Annotated in this window: 15 protein-coding genes and 1 other RNA gene; 3 read left to right on the forward strand and 13 right to left on the reverse strand. The window is 62.8% G+C overall.

Annotated features, from left to right (window positions below):
• Nucleotides 1–45: 45 nt before the first annotated feature.
• The 8 genes from pnp to rimP form a co-directional block, all read right to left on the reverse strand.
• Nucleotides 46–2,184 (reverse strand): polyribonucleotide nucleotidyltransferase, encoded by a 2,139-nt coding sequence (gene pnp / locus EEQ99_RS27520; RefSeq protein ID WP_127431376.1) that lies wholly within the window; start codon nt 2,182–2,184, stop codon nt 46–48.
• A gap of 373 nt (nt 2,185–2,557) precedes the next feature.
• Nucleotides 2,558–2,827, reverse strand: a complete 270-nt coding sequence (gene rpsO, locus EEQ99_RS27525) for a 30S ribosomal protein S15 (RefSeq protein WP_047617353.1) — start codon at nt 2,825–2,827, stop codon at nt 2,558–2,560.
• Nucleotides 2,828–3,095: 268 nt separating this feature from the next.
• Complete coding sequence (gene truB, locus EEQ99_RS27530) at nt 3,096–4,028, reverse strand: tRNA pseudouridine(55) synthase TruB (protein ID WP_063473395.1); 933 nt, start codon at nt 4,026–4,028, stop codon at nt 3,096–3,098.
• Nucleotides 4,029–4,041: 13 nt separating this feature from the next.
• Nucleotides 4,042–4,446 (reverse strand): 30S ribosome-binding factor RbfA, encoded by a 405-nt coding sequence (rbfA, locus tag EEQ99_RS27535; RefSeq protein WP_047617355.1) that lies wholly within the window; start codon nt 4,444–4,446, stop codon nt 4,042–4,044.
• A 153-nt stretch (nt 4,447–4,599) separates the two neighbouring features.
• On the reverse strand, nt 4,600–7,350 hold the full coding sequence (gene infB / locus EEQ99_RS27540) for a translation initiation factor IF-2 (protein ID WP_097544483.1): 2,751 nt from the start codon (nt 7,348–7,350) through the stop codon (nt 4,600–4,602).
• A 101-nt stretch (nt 7,351–7,451) separates the two neighbouring features.
• On the reverse strand, nt 7,452–8,147 hold the full coding sequence (locus EEQ99_RS27545) for an RNA-binding protein (RefSeq protein WP_127431377.1): 696 nt from the start codon (nt 8,145–8,147) through the stop codon (nt 7,452–7,454).
• Complete coding sequence (gene nusA, locus EEQ99_RS27550; protein ID WP_047617359.1) at nt 8,144–9,745, reverse strand: transcription termination factor NusA; 1,602 nt, start codon at nt 9,743–9,745, stop codon at nt 8,144–8,146. The genes EEQ99_RS27545 and nusA overlap by 4 nt, the downstream gene beginning before the upstream one ends.
• 59 nt (nt 9,746–9,804) lie before the next feature.
• Nucleotides 9,805–10,410, reverse strand: coding sequence for a ribosome maturation factor RimP (gene rimP / locus EEQ99_RS27555; protein ID WP_047617361.1), 606 nt, complete (start codon nt 10,408–10,410; stop codon nt 9,805–9,807).
• Between the two features lie 197 nt (nt 10,411–10,607).
• Here rimP and EEQ99_RS27560 point away from each other — a divergent pair, with 197 nt between their 5' ends.
• Both EEQ99_RS27560 and EEQ99_RS27565 read left to right on the forward strand, forming a co-directional pair.
• A complete protein-coding gene (locus tag EEQ99_RS27560) occupies nt 10,608–12,287 on the forward strand; it encodes an MFS transporter (RefSeq protein WP_174824509.1) in 1,680 nt (559 codons plus the stop codon).
• Between the two features lie 8 nt (nt 12,288–12,295).
• Nucleotides 12,296–12,751, forward strand: a complete 456-nt coding sequence (locus EEQ99_RS27565) for a GNAT family N-acetyltransferase (protein ID WP_047617364.1) — start codon at nt 12,296–12,298, stop codon at nt 12,749–12,751.
• Nucleotides 12,752–12,757: 6 nt separating this feature from the next.
• On the opposite strand, the gene EEQ99_RS27570 is transcribed toward EEQ99_RS27565, so the two are convergent.
• A complete protein-coding gene (locus EEQ99_RS27570) occupies nt 12,758–14,011 on the reverse strand; it encodes a lytic murein transglycosylase (RefSeq protein WP_088930315.1) in 1,254 nt (417 codons plus the stop codon).
• An 11-nt stretch (nt 14,012–14,022) separates the two neighbouring features.
• Entirely contained in the window at nt 14,023–14,628 is a 606-nt protein-coding gene (recR, locus tag EEQ99_RS27575; protein ID WP_047617368.1) for a recombination mediator RecR, read from the reverse strand.
• Between the two features lie 57 nt (nt 14,629–14,685).
• Between recR and EEQ99_RS27580 the strand changes: the two genes are divergently transcribed.
• Nucleotides 14,686–15,315, forward strand: a complete 630-nt coding sequence (locus EEQ99_RS27580; protein ID WP_174824510.1) for an MOSC domain-containing protein — start codon at nt 14,686–14,688, stop codon at nt 15,313–15,315.
• 34 nt (nt 15,316–15,349) lie between these two features.
• On the opposite strand, the gene EEQ99_RS27585 is transcribed toward EEQ99_RS27580, so the two are convergent.
• The 3 genes from EEQ99_RS27585 to ffs form a co-directional block, all read right to left on the reverse strand.
• Nucleotides 15,350–15,673 carry a YbaB/EbfC family nucleoid-associated protein gene (locus EEQ99_RS27585; protein ID WP_063473528.1) on the reverse strand — a complete coding sequence of 108 codons (324 nt, stop codon included), beginning with the start codon at nt 15,671–15,673 and terminating at the stop codon, nt 15,350–15,352.
• Nucleotides 15,674–15,695: 22 nt separating this feature from the next.
• Entirely contained in the window at nt 15,696–17,564 is a 1,869-nt protein-coding gene (locus EEQ99_RS27590) for a DNA polymerase III subunit gamma/tau (RefSeq protein WP_097544480.1), read from the reverse strand.
• A gap of 45 nt (nt 17,565–17,609) precedes the next feature.
• Nucleotides 17,610–17,706: signal recognition particle sRNA small type (ffs, locus tag EEQ99_RS27595), an RNA gene on the reverse strand.
• Nucleotides 17,707–17,742: the final 36 nt, after the last annotated feature.

A 17,742-nucleotide genomic window follows, 5' to 3' on the forward strand; every position in this document is an offset into this window, starting at 1 on the left:
GCGCGGAAGATTCCCGCGCCCGGAATCAAATCTGGGAGATGCGGCTTATTCGGCCGCTTCTTCCTTCTTCTTGTCGTTCGCAATTTCCTGGCCGGTGGCCTGGTCGACGACCTTCATCGACAGGCGAACCTTGCCGCGTTCGTCGAAACCGAGCAGCTTGACCCAGACCTTGTCGCCTTCCTTGACAACGTCCTGCGTCTTGGCGACGCGTTCGGAAGCAAGCTGCGAGATGTGGACGAGGCCGTCACGGGCGCCGAAGAAGTTGACGAAGGCGCCGAAGTCGGCGGTCTTGACAACAGTGCCTTCGTAGATCTGGCCGATCTCAGGTTCGGCAACGATCGAGTGGATCCACTTGCGGGCCGCTTCGATTTCCTTGCCGGAGGAGGAGGCGATCTTGACGGTGCCGTCGTCCTCGATGTTGATCTTCGCACCGGTCTTTTCGACGATTTCGCGAATGACCTTGCCGCCGGAGCCGATGACTTCACGGATCTTGTCGACCGGGATGTTCATGACTTCGATGCGCGGAGCGAATTCGCCGAGCTGGCCGCGGCTTTCGGTGATGGCCTTGGCCATTTCGCCGAGAATGTGGGCGCGACCGCCCTGGGCCTGGCCGAGGGCAACCTTCATGATCTCTTCGGTGATGCCGGCGATCTTGATGTCCATCTGCAGCGAGGTGATGCCGTCAGCGGTACCGGCGACCTTGAAGTCCATGTCGCCGAGGTGGTCTTCGTCACCGAGAATGTCGGAGAGAACCGCGAAGCGATCGCCTTCCAAGATCAGACCCATGGCGATACCGGCAACCGGCTTGGCCAGCGGAACGCCTGCGTCCATCAGAGCGAGCGAGGTGCCGCAGACGGTCGCCATCGAGGACGAGCCATTCGACTCGGTGATCTCGGAGACGACGCGTAGCGTGTAGGGGAACTGCTCAGCCGTCGGCAGCATCGGACGGATCGCGCGCCATGCGAGCTTGCCGTGGCCGATTTCACGGCGACCCGGGGAGCCCATGCGGCCGGTCTCGCCAACAGAGTAGGGAGGGAAGTTGTAATGGAGCAGGAAGCGCTCCTTGTACATGCCCGTCAGGCTGTCGACATACTGCTCGTCTTCGCCGGTGCCGAGGGTGGCAACCACGATCGCCTGCGTTTCACCACGGGTAAACAGCGCCGAACCATGCGTACGCGGCAGAAGGCCGACTTCCGAAACGATCGGACGGACGGTTTCGAGGTCGCGGCCATCGATGCGGCTCTTGGTGTCGAGGATGTTCCAGCGGACGATTTTCGCCTGCAGATGCTTGAAGATCGCGCCGACTTCCTCGGCCGTGTACCTGGCTTCGCCTTCCTCGGGGAGGAAGTGTGCCTTCACCTTCGCCTTGACGGCATCGACGGCGGCGTAGCGGTCGGCCTTCTGGGTGATCTTGTAGGCTTCACGAAGTTCACCTTCGGCAAGGCCGAGCATTTCGGTTTCGAGAGCGGAGTAATCTTCCGGCTGGAAGTCGCGCGGCTCCTTGGCGGCAACTTCGGCGAGCTTGATGATCGCGTCGAGAACCGGCTGGAAGCCCCTGTGGCCGAACATGACGGCGCCGAGCATGACGTCTTCGTTGAGTTCCTTGGCTTCGGATTCCACCATCAGCACGGCGTCATAGGTGCCGGCGACGACGAGATCGAGGCTCGATTCGTCCATCTCGTCGAGATGCGGGTTGAGAACGTATTCGCCGTTGATGTAGCCGACGCGTGCACCACCGACCGGGCCCATGAAGGGAACGCCGGACAGCGTCAGCGCGGCTGAAGTGGCGACCATCGACAGGATGTCCGGATTGTTTTCAAGGTCGTGCTGGATGACGGTGACGACGACCTGCGTGTCGTTCTTGTAGCCTTCCGGGAAGAGCGGGCGGATCGGGCGGTCGATCAGGCGGGAAACGAGGGTCTCGTTCTCGCTCGGACGGCCTTCGCGCTTGAAATAGCCGCCGGGGATCTTGCCGGCTGCATAGGTCTTTTCCTGGTAGTTGACGGTGAGCGGAAAGAAGTCCTGGCCGGGCTTCGGCGCCTTGGCCGAGACGACGGTGGCAAGAACGACGGTTTCGCCGTAGGTGGCGAGAACCGCGCCGTCGGCCTGACGGGCAATCTTGCCGGTTTCAAGCTTCAGCGGGCGGCCGGCCCACTCGATTTCCACGGTGTGTGTATCAAACATGTCTTGTCCTTCAATGCGGGAGCACGCGCCATCGCCGATATCAAGGCGCAGCGCACAGTCGACCGCAATCAATGTGACGTATCACGGGCAAGACAACGGGAGGCTTTTCATTCCTCGGGTTCCCGGGAAATCCGAAGATTTCCAGCAACCCGAAGGTTCCCTGGGGAACCGGGCCAGCACTCACTGATGAGCCTTGGCCGAAAGCATCCGGCAATCCTGCCCCATGACAGGTCAACGGTTGGTTTGGCAGATCCGGCCCATCCGGGTCTGCCGGTCGTTCCACCGCTTAGATAGGGCGCGGCTGGAACATTTCATCGGGAGCCTTGTCCCGAAACAGATCCGGCGGACGCTCGGAAGCGCCCGCCGGACAATCTTAGCGGCGGATACCCAGGCTGGCGATCAGCTTGGAATAGCGGCCTTCATCCTTCTTCTTGAGATAATCAAGAAGCGAGCGGCGGCTCGAAACCATCGTCAACAGGCCACGGCGGGAATGGTTATCCTTCTTGTGGTCCTTGAAGTGTTCGGTCAGGTTGTTGATGCGTTCGGTCAGGATCGCGACCTGGACTTCCGGAGAACCGGTATCGCCTTCAACGGTCGCATATTCCTTGATCAGCGCAGCCTTGCGCTCAGCAGTGATCGACATCGGGTGATCCTTTCTAAGAGAGGAGATAAAGGTCGCCAAAAGCCGGGATGTCGTCCAGCTTTGGCCGCGAATGCAATCGGGCGTACCCGATGCTGGCGCTGCCTATAAACCATTCAGGCAGCAAAGGGAAGAGGCGTAAAACTGTGCCTCTCTAAAGCGCGTCGCGTCAATCCGGATTCATGCGACGCGCTTTAGGTCTTTGATTTATGCATGTCGTTATCCCCAAAACCGCTGCGCACTTTTGGGCGACATGCATTGGGATAGCCGATCAGCCGAAGACGCGCTTCGGGCGAAACTCGCCCTGGCCGATTTCGCCGATTGCGATCAGCTTGCCGCGGGCCGTCGCATAAGCTTCGCTTTCGGCAACCGGCGCATCGCGGCCACGCACCAGGATCGGGTTACCCATCTTCAGCCGGTGTGCCTGGTCGTCATTGATGACCAGGTGGGGTAGGGACGAGAGCGCTTCGCAGGTGTCGATCAGCAGCGCGTCAAGGGCCGCAAGCCGCTCGTCCATATCCTCGATCGCCTCCAGTGCCACGAGATCGGCAAGCGGCACCATGGCCTCTTCCGCAAAGGGCGCGACGAAGGTGCGCCGCAGCCCCGACACATGGCCGAAGCAGCCGAGCTCTCGGCCGAAATCGCGCGCGAGCGCTCTGACATAGGTGCCCTTGCCGCATTCCACTTCGAAATGCGCGCGATCGGCATCCGGGCAGGCGAGCAACGTCAGCCGGAAGATATCGACCTCGCGCGACGGGATTTCGACGGCTTCGCCTTCGCGCGCCAGATCATAGGCGCGTTCGCCCGCTATCTTGATAGCGGAAAACTGCGGCGGCACCTGGTTGATGGTGCCGATATATCCAGGCAGGATATCGCGGATCTGCTGTTCGCTTGGGCGCTTGTCCGAGCTTTCGGTCACCTCGCCCTCGAGATCGTCCGTCGCGCGCTCTTCGCCCCAGCTCACCGTGAATTCGTAGATCTTGCGGCCGTCCATCACATAGGGAACGGTCTTCGTCGCATCGCCGAGCGCGATCGGCAGCATGCCGGAGGCGAGCGGATCGAGCGTTCCGGCATGGCCGGCCTTCTGTGCCTTGTAGAGCCACTTGATCTTGGAGACGGCTTCCGTCGAGCCGAAATCCACCGGCTTGTCGAGGATCAGCCAGCCGGAAATCGGCCGGCCCTTGGGTTTGCGTGGTTTGGACATCAGTCTCTTCTGTTTATTGTTCGTCATTATCGCCGTCGAGGTCGCGTTGGACCTCGGGCGAACGCAGCAGCTCGTCGATCTTCTTGTAATTGTCGAAGCTGGTATCGTCGCGGAAGCGCACCTCCGGCATGTATTTCATCTGCCGAAGCTGCGGCCCGAGCCGGCCGCGGATGAACTTCGCATGACGGTTCAACGCCTCGATGACCACGCTATGGTCGGAAACGCCGAGCGGCGTCACATAGGCGGTGGCGATCTTGAGATCCGGCGACATGCGCACTTCCGAGATGGAGATCACGGTCGCCTCGATGACGTCGTCGCGCACTTCGCCGCGTTGAAGCACCTGGGTGATAGCGGCGCGAACCTGTTCGCCAACGCGCAGCATGCGCTGCGAAGGCGCGGAGGAAGTTGGTCTGGTCATTGTTATCTCTATTTGCCGATGCGGCTGGGAATCGAACCCGTCAAAGGAGAGCGTCCATGACTCTTTTGTTCCAAAAGGTCAAGTCGGCAGATGCCCGAACGCCATCCGCCGGCTGGCGAATGGCGTTCGGGCTGATATATCGTGCGCAGCGGTTTAGAGCGTGCGCGTGATGTGTTCCACGCGGAAGCACTCGATGACGTCGCCGGCGCGCATGTCTTCGTAATTTTCGAAGGCCATGCCGCATTCCTGACCCATCGGCACTTCGGAGACTTCGTCCTTGAAGCGCTTGAGGGTCTTGAGCTTGCCTTCGTGAACGACGACGTCGTTGCGGATGAGGCGGACGCCCGCACCACGTTCGACCTTGCCTTCGACGACACGGCAGCCTGCGACCTTGCCGACCTTGGTGATGTTGAACACCTCGAGGATCTCGGCGTTGCCGATGAAGGTTTCGCGGCGTTCCGGAGACAGCAGGCCCGACATCGCTGCCTTCACGTCATCCACGAGGTCGTAGATGATGTTGTAGTAGCGGATTTCGATGCCTTCGCGTTCGGCGAACTGGCGTGCCTGCGTATTTGCACGAACGTTGAAGCCGATGATGGCCGCGTTCGAGGCTTCGGCGAGCGAGATGTCCGACTCGGTGATGCCGCCGGCGCCAGAATGGACGATGCGGGCGCGGACCTCGTCGGTGCCGAGCTTCTCCAGCGCGCCGGCAATCGCTTCGATCGAGCCCTGCACGTCACCCTTGATGACAAGCGGGAACTCCTTGATGCCGGCGCTCTGGCGCTGCATCATCATCTGTTCCAGCGAACCGCGCTGTCCCGACTGGCGGGCAGCCGCCTTGTCGCGGGCCAGACGCTGACGGTATTCCGAGATCTCGCGGGCGCGGCTTTCGCTTTCGACGACGGCGAACTTGTCGCCCGCCTGCGGCGTGCCGGACAGGCCGAGCACTTCGACCGGCATTGCCGGACCGGCTTCTTTCACATGGTCGCCCTTGTCGGTGACGAGCGCGCGCACGCGGCCCCAGACGTCGCCGGCGACGATGATCTGGCCAGGACGCAGCGTACCCTTCTGGACGAGCACGGTCGCGACCGCACCGCGGCCGCGGTCGAGCTGGGCTTCGATGACAGTGCCTTCCGCCGTCCGGTTCGGATTGGCCTTGAGGTCGAGAATTTCCGCCTGCAGCAGGATCGCCTCGAGCAGCTTGTCGAGGTTCTTGCCGGTCTTGGCCGAAACTTCGACGTCGAGCACTTCACCGCCCATGGATTCCACGAAGACTTCGTGCTGCAGCAGCTGGTTACGGACCTTCTGCGGATCCGCTTCGTGCTTGTCGACCTTGTTGATCGCAACGATGATCGGAACACCGGCCGCCTTGGCGTGGTTGATCGATTCGATCGTCTGCGGCATTACGCTGTCGTCGGCTGCGACGACCAGGATCGCGATGTCGGTCGCCTGGGCGCCGCGGGCACGCATAGCCGTGAAGGCGGCGTGGCCGGGGGTGTCGATGAAGGTGATCTTCTGGCCGTTCTGCTCCACCTGATAGGCGCCGATATGCTGCGTGATGCCACCGGCTTCACCGGCAACCACGTTGGCATGGCGGATGGCGTCGAGCAGCGAGGTCTTGCCGTGGTCGACGTGACCCATGATGGTAACGACGGGCGGGCGCGAAACCAGTTCGCCATCTTCGTCGGACACGTTGAAGATGCCGAGTTCGACGTCGGATTCCGATACGCGCCTGACCGTATGGCCGAATTCGCCGGCGATGAGTTCGGCAAGATCGGCGTCGATGACGTCGCCCGGCTTCATCATCTGGCCTTCCTTCATCAGGTACTTGATGACGTCGACGGCGCGTTCGGACATGCGCTGCGACAGTTCCTGAATGGTGATGGTCTCAGGCAGAACGACTTCGCGGGAGATCTTCTCGCGGGTTTCCTGCATCTGGCTGCGGCGGAACTTCTCCTGCCGGCGGCGCATCGCCGAAAGCGAACGGCCACGAGCATTGTCGTCGCCATCTGCGTCAGCGGTGGTGATCGTCAGCTTGCCGCGGCGGCGCTCTTCTTCCGTCTTCGGACGCGTCGTGACCGGCTTTGCCGGTTCCGGGCGAACGACACGGCCACGGGCCGGACCGCCGCGCGCAGCGCCGCGATCGTCATCCTCGGTGTCGTTGCGACGGCCACGGACACCGGCCGGTGCGGCGGCGCCCGGCGCCGGACGGGCGTCAGCGGGTGTTGCGGCATCGGGCCGGCGCGCAGCAGGCGCCGATGATGCCGGCCGCGGAGCGTTGGAGCGAGCTTCGGCCACAGCAGGAGCCGGTGCGGCCGCGGCGGCTGCCGGTTCGGCAGCAGCGGGCGCTTCCGCCTGTCGGACAGCCTCTTCGGCGGCCCTGCGGGCTGCTTCTTCCGCTTCGGCCGCCTTGCGGACAACCTCTTCGGCCGCACGGCGCTTTTCTTCCTCGGCGCGGCGAATGGCGTCCTGGGCGTCGCGCGCCTGGGATTCGGCCAATGCGCGGCGGCGGGCGTCCATCTCTTCCGGGGACAGATGGTTCAGCACCACCGGACGCGGACGATCGTTCGAGCGCGGCTGCTGATAGGGCTGCTGCGGACGCTGATTGGTCTGGCTGTTGTTGCCCTGCTGAACCCGCGGTGCCGGCGTCGGCTGCTGCGGGCGTGCCTGCACGGGTGCAGGCGCCGGTTCGGCTGCGCGGACGGGCGCGGGAGCGACAGGTGTGATCGGCTTTTCGTCTTCCGGGCGCATCGGGCGCCGCTTACGGGTCTCGACGACGACCGCTTTGGTGCGACCTCGACCCATATCCTGGCGAACGGTGCCCTGGCTCATCCCCGATGGTTTCAGGGTAAGCGTCTTTTTGCCCGTCACGCTGATTGTCTTGTCGTCGTTACTATCGGTCATTCGTTCCCGTTCCTTCGGACAGGGAGCGATGACTAGATCAGACCCTGTCGTTCAATACTGTCGATCAATGAGAATGGGACCGGCCGATGCCGGTGACCACGTCATTGTTTTTGCCGGCCAGCGCCGCCCGCTGCCCGGGACTGACCGCCAATACGGTACTGTTCGAGCATCTTTGCGCGCTTCACTACACCCTCACCCGCCTGCCCTGCAAGCACTGCGGCATGGATAAAAGCATTCTGGCCCATCAGGCCTTCCATTTCGCTCTCCGAGAAGAGACGGAAGGAAGGTATCTCCTCCTCGGTCTCCATTCCGAGGTGCCAGGCCTTGCGGGCCTGGTCGATTTTCCGGACGCCGTCGTCCGCTGCGTCAGTCGAGTGGAACACCGCAAGCGCTGCTCCGCTTCTGACCGCGGCATCCACTTTCGCGGACCCGCTGACGAACTGGCCGGCTTTCCGCGCCATGTTCATCATCTGCATCAATTGCGCCGCGAGCAGCCGATCGACGCTCGCGCCGAGATCGTCCGCCGCCTTCACATCCATTTTCAGTGCGCGGGCGAAGAGCTTCTTCGCCACCGCCCGGTCGACCAGCGACCGGTCGATCTTCACCCAGCATCCGCGTCCCGGAAGCTCGCGCTTCAGGTCGGCGACAATAGTTCCATCGGGAGCGGCAACGAAGCGGATCAACTCTTCCGGCGATCCGCTTTCGCGCGTCACGATGCACATGCGTCCGTTCACGTCATAACCTGCAAGATCGTCGTCCTCATCAGGGAGAGCGTCCGGCTCATGCACGGTCATCATGCTTCTTGTTCGGCTTCGGTGACCTCTTCTTCGGTCCCCTTCGCCAGGTCCTCTTCGGTAATCCAGCCGGCCGAGAGGCGGGCCTGGACGATCATCTGTTCCGCCTCGACGCGCGAGACGTCGAATTTCGAGAACAGACCCTCGAACTTCTTCGTTTCGCCGTTCTTGCGTTCCGTCCAGCCGACGAGATCGTCGGCCGCACAACCGGCAAAGTCCTCGATCGTCTTGATGCCGTCTTCGCCGAGCGCCACCATCATCTGGGCGGTCATGCCGTCGATTTCACGCAGCTCGTCCTGGACGCCGAGCGCCTTGCGCTTCTCGTCCATCTCGGCTTCGAGACGCTCGAGGAATTCGCGGGCGCGCTGCTGGATTTCCTGCGCCGTCTCCTCGTCGAAACCGTCGATCGAGGAGATTTCGTCGAGATCGACATAGGCCAGTTCTTCAACCGCGGCAAAACCTTCGGAGGCCAGAACCTGGCCGACCATCTCGTCGACGTCGAGCGAATCCATGAACAGGTTGGTGCGCTCGTTGAATTCCTTCTGGCGGCGTTCCGATTCCTCGGCCTCCGTCATGATGTCGATGTCCCAGCCGGTCAGCTGCGAGGCGAGCCGGACGTTCTGGCCGCGGCGGCCGATCGCAAGCGACAGCTGCTCGTCGGGAACGACGACTTCGATGCGCTCGGCATCCTCGTCGAGAACGACCTTGGCGACTTCGGCCGGCTGCAGGGCGTTGACGACGAAGGTCGCCGGGTCCTGGCTCCACGGAATGATATCGATCTTCTCACCCTGGAGCTCGCCGACGACGGCCTGGACGCGCGAACCGCGCATACCGACGCAGGCGCCGACCGGATCGATCGAGCTGTCGTTCGAGATCACCGCGATCTTGGCGCGCGAACCCGGATCGCGGGCGACCGACTTCACCTGGATGATACCGTCGTAGATTTCTGGCACTTCCATGGTGAACAGCTTCACCATGAACTGCGGATGCGTGCGCGACAGGAAGATCTGCGGGCCGCGCTGCTCGCGACGGACATCATAGACATAGGCACGGACGCGATCGCCATAGCGCACGTTTTCGCGCGGGATCATTTCGTCGCGGCGGATGATACCTTCGCCGCGGCCGAGATCGACGATGACGTTGCCATATTCGACGCGCTTGACGGTACCGTTTACGATTTCGCCGACGCGATCCTTGAATTCGTCGAACTGGCGGTCGCGCTCGGCTTCACGCACCTTCTGCACGATCACCTGCTTGGCGGACTGGGCGGCAATGCGGCCGAAATCCATCGGCGGCAGCGGGTCGGCGATGAAGTCGCCGAGTGCGGCGTCCGGATTGCGGTCGCGGGCCAGCTCCAGCGGGATCTGCGTCGAATAATCCTCGGCCTTGTCGACGACTTCGAGCAGGCGCTGCAGGCGGATTTCGCCGGTCTTCGGATTGATGTCGGCCCGGATGTTGGACTCGGTGCCGTAACGGGAGCGTGCCGCCTTCTGGATAGCGTCGGCCATTGCGGCCAGCACGATCTCGCGGTCGATGACCTTTTCGCGCGCCACTGCATCTGCGATCTGCAGAAGTTCGAGCCGGTTCGCACTGACTGCCATTGTCTTGTTTCTCCGTCTTTACTCCAGGGTTCCCGTCCCTGGAGCGGTCTGTTGATCGGTTATTCTTGGTCGTCCGCTTCGTTCTGGTTGGCGGCCTGTGCTTTTGCCAGCTTGTCGGCGCGCAACGCATCGCGGATCAGGTCGTCGGTCAGAATGAGCTTCGCATCGCTGAGCGCCGTAAAGGGAATGGTGACCTTCTGCTCTTCCCCATAGGCGACCTGGTCACGCTCGAGCGTGAAACCATCTGCGCCTGCTTCGACGATCTTGCCGCGGAAGCGCTTGCGATTGTCGATCAAGATCGACGTCTCGCATTTCACAAGGTGGCCCTGCCAGCGGACGAAATCGGATTTCCGCACCATCGGACGATCGATGCCGGGCGAAGACACCTCGAGATGATACTCTTTATCGATCGGATCTTCCACATCGAGGACGGGAGAAATCGCCATCGAGATTTCTTCGCAGTCCTGAACCGTCATCGTGCCGTCGTTGCGTTCGGCCATGACCTGCATCGTCGCGCCGTTCTGGTTCAGCATGCGGACGCGGATAAGCCGGAAGCCCAGGCCGACGAGGACGGGTTCGATGATATCGGCAAGACGCTGGTCGAGCCCGGTTTCGGTAATCAGCCGCGGCTCAAGTTCGTTGTCTGCGTTTGTCATGTCCGACAAGCGGTGCGCTCCTCGCAATTTCAAGCTGTTCGGGCGATCGCGCTAATAAAAAAGAGCGGGTCCTTGCGGCCCACTCTTCATCAAGCGATCAAGAATTTGAGAGGCATATAGTCGGGTTTTTCCGAAATTGCAAGGTCCGCGACCGATTCCGCCAATTCGCTTGCCGCGCGTGAACAGGCCTATGGCCAGCGCCGGTCTTGCGCATATATTGCCGCTGGGGCGCAATAACAAAAGCGGGAGAAATCGTGGCCTACACTTCCTCGACATTGGCGCCTTTGCGGCACGATACCTACCGCACCATCTGGTTCGCGAGCCTTTCCTCGAATTTCGGCGGCCTGATCCAGGCGGTGGGCGCTGCCTGGATGATGACGACCATTACCGCCTCGGAGGACATGGTCGCGCTGGTGCAGACCTCGACGGCGCTACCGATCATGCTGTTTTCGCTGATATCGGGGGCGCTGGCCGATAATTATGACCGTCGCCGGGTCATGCTGACGGCGCAATGCATGATGCTCACGGTTTCGGCGCTGCTGACGGCCTCGGCCCTTCTCGGCTGGATCACACCCTGGCTGCTGCTCTTCTTCACCTTCCTGATCGGCTGCGGCACCGCGCTCAACAATCCCTCCTGGCAGGCCTCGGTCGGCGACATGGTGCCGCGCGCCGATCTGCCGGGCGCCGTCACCCTGAACAGCATGGGCTTCAACATCACCCGCAGTGTCGGCCCGGCGATCGGCGGCGTCATCGTCGCCGCTGCCGGCGCGGCCGCGGCCTTTGCGGTGAACACGGTGAGTTACTTCGCCTTGATCTATGCCCTGCTGCGCTGGCGGCCGGCCACGCCGGTCTCGACCCTGCCGCGGGAGGCGCTCGGCAGCGCCATCTTTGCCGGCCTGCGCTATATCTCGATGTCGCCCAATCTCGAAAAGGTCCTCGTCAGGGGCCTGCTCTTCGGCATCGGCGCCAGCTCGATCCTGGCGCTGCTGCCGGTCGTCGCCCTCGATCTCGTTGCCGGCGGGCCGCTGACCTATGGTTTCATGCTCGGCGCTTTCGGCATCGGCGCGATCGGCGGCGCGGTGATGAATGCGAGGCTTCGCCAGATGCTTTCCAGCGAGACGATCATCCGCCTGGCCTTTGCCGGCTTCGCGATGAGCGCCGTCATCGCCGCCGTGAGCCCGAGTGCCGTCCTCACCTCCGCCGGGCTGCTCGTCTCCGGCGCTTGCTGGGTCTCCGCACTTTCGCTGTTCAACACCATCGTCCAGCTTTCGACGCCACGCTGGGTGGTCGGCCGGGCGCTGTCGCTCTACCAGACCGTCACCTTCGGCGGCATTGCCGGCGGCAGCTGGCTGTGGGGCGTTGCCGCCGATCGTTATGGCGTCGCCGATGCGCTGCTGATGTCATCGGTCGTCATGCTGCTCGGCATCGCGATCGGCCTGCGTTTTTCCATGCCGGCCTTCGCTTCGCTCAACCTCGATCCGCTGAACCGCTTCATCGAGCCGGCCCTCAGCCTCGACATCACGCCGCGCAGTGGCCCGATCGTCATCCTTGTCGACTACGAGATCGCCGATACCGACCTTGCCGAATTCATGACGCTGATGGGTGAGCGCCGCCGCATCCGCATCCGCGACGGCGCCCGCAATTGGGCGCTGATGCGCGATCTCGAAAATCCCGGGCTCTGGACGGAGACCTACCATACGTCGACCTGGGTCGAATATATAAGACACAACCAGCGGCGCACGCAGGCCGATGCCGAAAACATCGACAGGCTTCGCGCGCTTCACCGCGGCGAAGGTTTGCCGCATGTTCACCGCATGATCGAACGCCAGGCTATTCCGCCTGATAACGACGTCTTCCACAAGGCGCCGATCGATCTGCATCATTGAGAACGGCCATGTATAGGTTCAGGCTCGCCCGCCAATCCGATCTTGCCGCCATCGTCCGGCTTCTGGCCGATGACGATCTCGGCGGCGCCAGGGAGATCGTTACCGATCCCGTCGACGCACGGTATCTCTCGGCCTTCGCGGCGATCGAGGCGGACGCCAATCAGCTGCTGGCCGTCGCAACCGACGCGGCCGATCGTGTCGTCGGCTGCCTGCAGCTGAGCTTTCTTCCCGGCCTTTCGAGAACAGGCATGTGGCGCGGTCAGATCGAAAGCGTGCGTGTTGCCAGCGACCTTCGCGGCTCGGGCCTCGGCTCTGAATTCATCGCATGGGCGATCGCCCAATGCGTCGAGCGTGGCTGCGGCCTCGTGCAGCTGACATCGGACAAGACGCGGGCGGATTCAATCCGCTTCTACGAGAAGCTCGGTTTTGTGGCCAGCCATGAAGGGCTGAAGCGCAGTCTCTGAAGCCGGTTACTTCAGCTTGCCCTTCATCGTCGCTTCGGGAAAACATGTCGGCTTCATGCCGTTCTTGGCCTGCCACTGGCCGATCGAACGCCGCGTCTTGTAGCCTGGCAGACCATCGGAACCGCCGACATCATAGCCCTGCCGTTCCAGCGCCTTCTGCATGGCGGCGACATCCGAGCGCAACATCTTGCCGACATCGCCCCATCTGCCCTCAAAGGCGCCGCCATTATAGGCGATCCGATCGGCGAGATTACCGATATAGAGCGCGTAGAGATCGGAATTATTATATTCCTTGATGATGTAGAAATTCGGCGTGACGATGAATTCCGGCCCGTCGCGGCCGGCCGGCACCAGCATCATGCCTTCAGCCTTCATCTCGCTGGAGGGAAACCCCTTGCCGGAGATGCGGTCGATGCCGAGCGAGGCCCAGTGCGACAGCGGCTTTGCCAGATCGGGCCCCTCCTGCGCGCAGGAAACCGCCTCCGGGATCGACACCTCGAAGCCCCAGTCGCGGTCGCGCTGCCAGCCCTTCTTGACCAGGAAATTGGCGATCGAGGCGAGCGTATCGGGCACCGAGGTCCAGATGTTGCGATGGCCGTCGCCATCGAAATCCACGGCATATTTCAGATAGCTGGTCGGCATGAATTGCGGCTGGCCGAGTGCGCCCGCCCACGACCCCTTGAAATCGGCCGGTGCGACATCACCGCCATCGAGAATATGGAGTGCGGCCACCAGCTCGGTACGGAACATCTCCTTGCGCGTCGACATGAAGGCCTTGGTCGCCAACACCTCGATTGCCGAGTTCGGGATCTTCGCCGCACCGAAGCCTGTCTCCCGGCCCCAGATGGCCAGCACGATCGAGCCGGGCACGCCATAGGTCTTCTCGATGCGTTTCAGCGTTGAACCGTATTGCGCCGCAAAGCCGCGCCCCGTTGCGGCAAGCTTCTTCAGCCGGTCCTCGTTGAAATAGGGACCGGGCGAGGAAAATTCGGCCTGCGTCTGCTTCTGCTCCTTCGGCGGCGGGAAGCCGGGCGGGGCAAGATCGGGCAGGTTCCAGTTCAGCGTGATGCCGGAAAAGGCAGCCTGGAAGGTCTTCTCGGAAATCCCGCCCGCCTTCGCTTCCGGCCAGAGGTCTTTCCGTACCCATGTCTCGAACTGCGCTTCGACATCGGCTTTCGAAGGGGCTGCGAGGGCGGAGAGGGGGAGGAGGGCGGTCGCTAGGGCGAGTGCGAATAGCCGCCGTGGAACATCTTTCGGCATAGGCAAACCCCTCATATCACTGTCCGCGCCCGAAGGGCCGCCGCGAGCGTTCCCTCGTCGAGGTAGTCGAGCTCGCCGCCAACAGGCACACCATGCGCCAGCCGGGTGATCTTCACGTCCAGCCCCTGCAACTGGTCGGTGATATAATGCGCCGTCGTCTGCCCCTCGACGGTGGCGTTGACGGCGATGATCAGCTCGCGGATACCGCCTTCGCCGACCCGGTCGATCAGCCCGCGAATGTTGAGATCGTCGGGCCCGACCCCGTCGAGCGGTGACAGCGTGCCGCCGAGGACGTGATAGGCGGCGTTCATCGCGCCCGCGCGCTCCAGTGCCCAGAGATCCGATACGTCCTCGACGACGATGATGACGGATTGATCGCGCTGCGTGTCGGTGCAGACGGTGCAGGGATCGACCGTATCGACGTTGCCGCAGCGCGAGCAAATCTTCACCTTGTCATAGGCCTCGCCCATCGCATTCGACAGCGGGCCGAGCAACTGGTCCTTCTTCTTGATCAGATGCAGTGCCGCCCGGCGCGCCGAGCGCGGCCCGAGGCCCGGCACCTTCGCCAGAAGCTGGATGAGTTTTTCGATTTCGGGGCCGGTGACTCGTTTTGCCATGCGCCGTTCTTAACTGATATGGAACGGAAACGGAATCGCGGAAGGATTGGCCATCCCATGAAAATCCTGGCGCTGTGCACCGGCAATCCGGAAAGACTGCCGGGCAAGAGCTACAAGACCGGCATCTTCAAACATGCCGTCAACGGTGCGGTGATGATCGATGCCGAAGGTCTGGTCGGCGATGCCATCTGCAACCGCAAACACCATGGCGGTGTCGATCAGGCTGTTTATGTCGAGGGATCGCTGACGCTCGACTGGTGGAGCAGCGAGCTCGGTCGGCCATACGAGCCCGGCACTTTCGGCGAAAACATGGTGATCTCGGATCTCGACAATCGCGATGTCGCCGTCGGTGACCGCTTCGTGATCGGCGCTCTCGTCCTCGAAGTCACCGCGTGCCGCATCCCCTGCGCCACGTTTGCCGCCAGGATGGCCGATCCGAAATTCGTCAAACGTTATACCGCCGCCGCCCGTCCCGGCATCTATTGCCGTGTCATCCGGAGCGGCGTGGCCAAGGCCGGAATGTCGGTGGAATGCACGCCCTTTCACGGAGCCAAGATCACCATGCCGGAGCTGATGGAGACTTTCGGTCGACGGCTTCGGGCGGCAGATCGGGCGCGATATCTCGCCGCCCCAATTCACTACAAACTGCGGGCTATGTTGGAATCCGAGAGCGACGAAGCGCGCTAGATCGGACTTTGGGCCTTGAATAGGTGCGCCCGTCTCAGAACGGCAGCTTGAAGCCCGGCGGGATCGGAAGGCCGGCGGTCAGCGCCTTGGTCTTTTCGGCGGCGAGCGCCTCGGCCTTGTCCTTGGCGTCCTTGTGAGCGGCGACGATCAGGTCCTCGAGGATCTCGACATCGTCTTCCTTGAACAGCGACGGGTCGATCTTCAGGCTCTTCAGCTCGCCCTTGCCTGACATGACGACGGCGACGAGGCCGCCGCCCGCCTTGCCTTCGGCCGTGAGCTCGGCGATCTCCGCCTGCATCTGCTCCATCTTGGCCTGCATTTCCTTGACTTTGCCCATCATGCCCATGATGTCGCGCATCGTCTCGCTCCTTGTTGAACTTTTAGAATTCTATGTCGTCGCCGGGCAGGATGTCACCTTCCTCGGATTCGGCGGCAGCCGGCGGCGTCGCCTCGCCTTCCTCGTCCGGTTCGGGCGCCCGCACGCGCACGTCGATGATCTTGGCGCCCGGAAAATGCGCCAGGATCGCCGCGACATCGGGATCTTGACGCGCATCGCTGACGCGCTGTTCCTGTGCCTTGGCTTCCGCCTCCACCATCGTCGGCCCGCCCTCTTCGCGGCTGGTGCTGACGATCCAGTGGATTCCGGTCCATTCCTTGAGCTTGACGGCGAGTTCGTTAAGCAGCGTGTTCGGGGCGCCCTCGGTGAGGTTCACGTCCAGCCGGCCCGGCTCGAGCCGCACCGGCCGCACGAAGTTGCGCACCAGTGCTTTCAATTTGACATCGCGCTTCTCGCCCGCGAGGTCGACGATGTCGCCGATCGAATTGACACGCACGAGCGGCTTCGGAGCCTCTGCAGGCTTTGCCTCGGTACGGCCGATATTCTGCGGTTCGGGATTGGGCACGGCGCGCAGCATCGCCGTCGGCCCTGAGGGTAGTGGCCGTGGTGTCGGCTCGGGTGCGCGCGCCGCGACACTGCTCTGATAGGGGACCCGCGTTCCGCTGCCGCCGCCGTTGCCGGAAGGCGAAGGGGAGGGCCGCGGACCGGCATTGTCGCCGGAAAATTCGGCAAGCCGCCGCGCCGCATCCTCGGGCGCTGGCAGGTGTGCGGCATGTGCAAGTCGGATCAGCACCATCTCGGCTGCTCCTGCCGTCCGCGACGAGCCTTCCGTTTCCGGAATGCCCTTCAGCAGCATCTGCCAGATGCGCGACAGCGTCGTCACCGCAACACCCTTGGCGAATTCCGCCGCCTTGGTGCGTTCGATCTCGCTGAGCGACGGGTCGTTTGCCGCATCCGGCACATATTTCAGCCGCGTCACCAGATGGGTGAAATCGGCAAGGTCGGTCAGCACCACCACCGGATTGGCGCCGGCCTCGTACTGGCTCTGGAACTCGCCGAGTGCGGCGGCCACGTCGCCTTTGATGACGTGCTGGAAGAGATCGACGATCCGGGCACGGTCGGCAAGTCCGAGCATGCCGCGCACGGCTTCCGCCTGCACGGCGCCGGCGCCATGGGCGATCGCCTGGTCAAGCAGCGACAGGCCGTCGCGCGCTGAGCCTTCGGCAGCACGCGCAATCATCGCCAGCGCGTCCGCTTCCGCCTCGATGCCTTCCTTGGCGGCGATAGTTGAAAACAGCCCGACAAGATCGGAGGCGCTGATGCGGCGCAGGTCGAAGCGCTGGCAGCGCGACAGCACGGTGATCGGCACCTTGCGGATCTCGGTGGTGGCGAAGATGAATTTCACATGCTCCGGCGGCTCTTCGAGCGTCTTCAACAGGCCGTTGAAGGCCTGCGTCGACAGCATGTGCACTTCGTCGATGATATAGACCTTGTAGCGCGCCGAAACCGGTCGGTAGCGCACCTGCTCGATGATCTCTCTTATATCGTCGATACCGGTATGGGAGGCGGCATCCATCTCGATCACGTCGACATGCCGGCCTTCCATGATTGCCTGGCAGTGTTCGCCGGGCACGCGCAGATCGATCGTCGGCTTGTCGATGTCGGCTGTCTTGTAGTTCAGCGCCCGCGCCAGGATGCGCGCCGTCGTCGTCTTGCCGACGCCGCGCACGCCGGTCAGCATGTAAGCCTGGGCGATGCGGCCGGTTTCGAAGGCATTGGTGAGGGTGCGGACCATCGGCTCCTGGCCGACCATCAGGTCCGTGAAATCCTTGGGGCGGTATTTGCGAGCCAGCACCCGGTACCCGGTGCCCGTCGAGGCGGCATCTTTTGATTGTCGCTCGGTGTCGCTCATCGCCCTGCTTGTCGCCCGGATCGTCGGGCACTTCGTGGAGAGAAGGTGGGAGGCTGGCACGATGACCCGTGCCGGGCTCGTTAGGGCTGCTTCCTTCCGGACCTGACCCGGTTGGCGAGTGGCTCGTCCACCACCAACCTCCCGGATGCACATATCGGCAATATCGTCATCAAAAGCA

The sequence above is a fragment of the Rhizobium anhuiense genome, assembly GCF_003985145.1.
Classification (GTDB): Bacteria; Pseudomonadota; Alphaproteobacteria; order Rhizobiales; family Rhizobiaceae; genus Rhizobium; species Rhizobium anhuiense.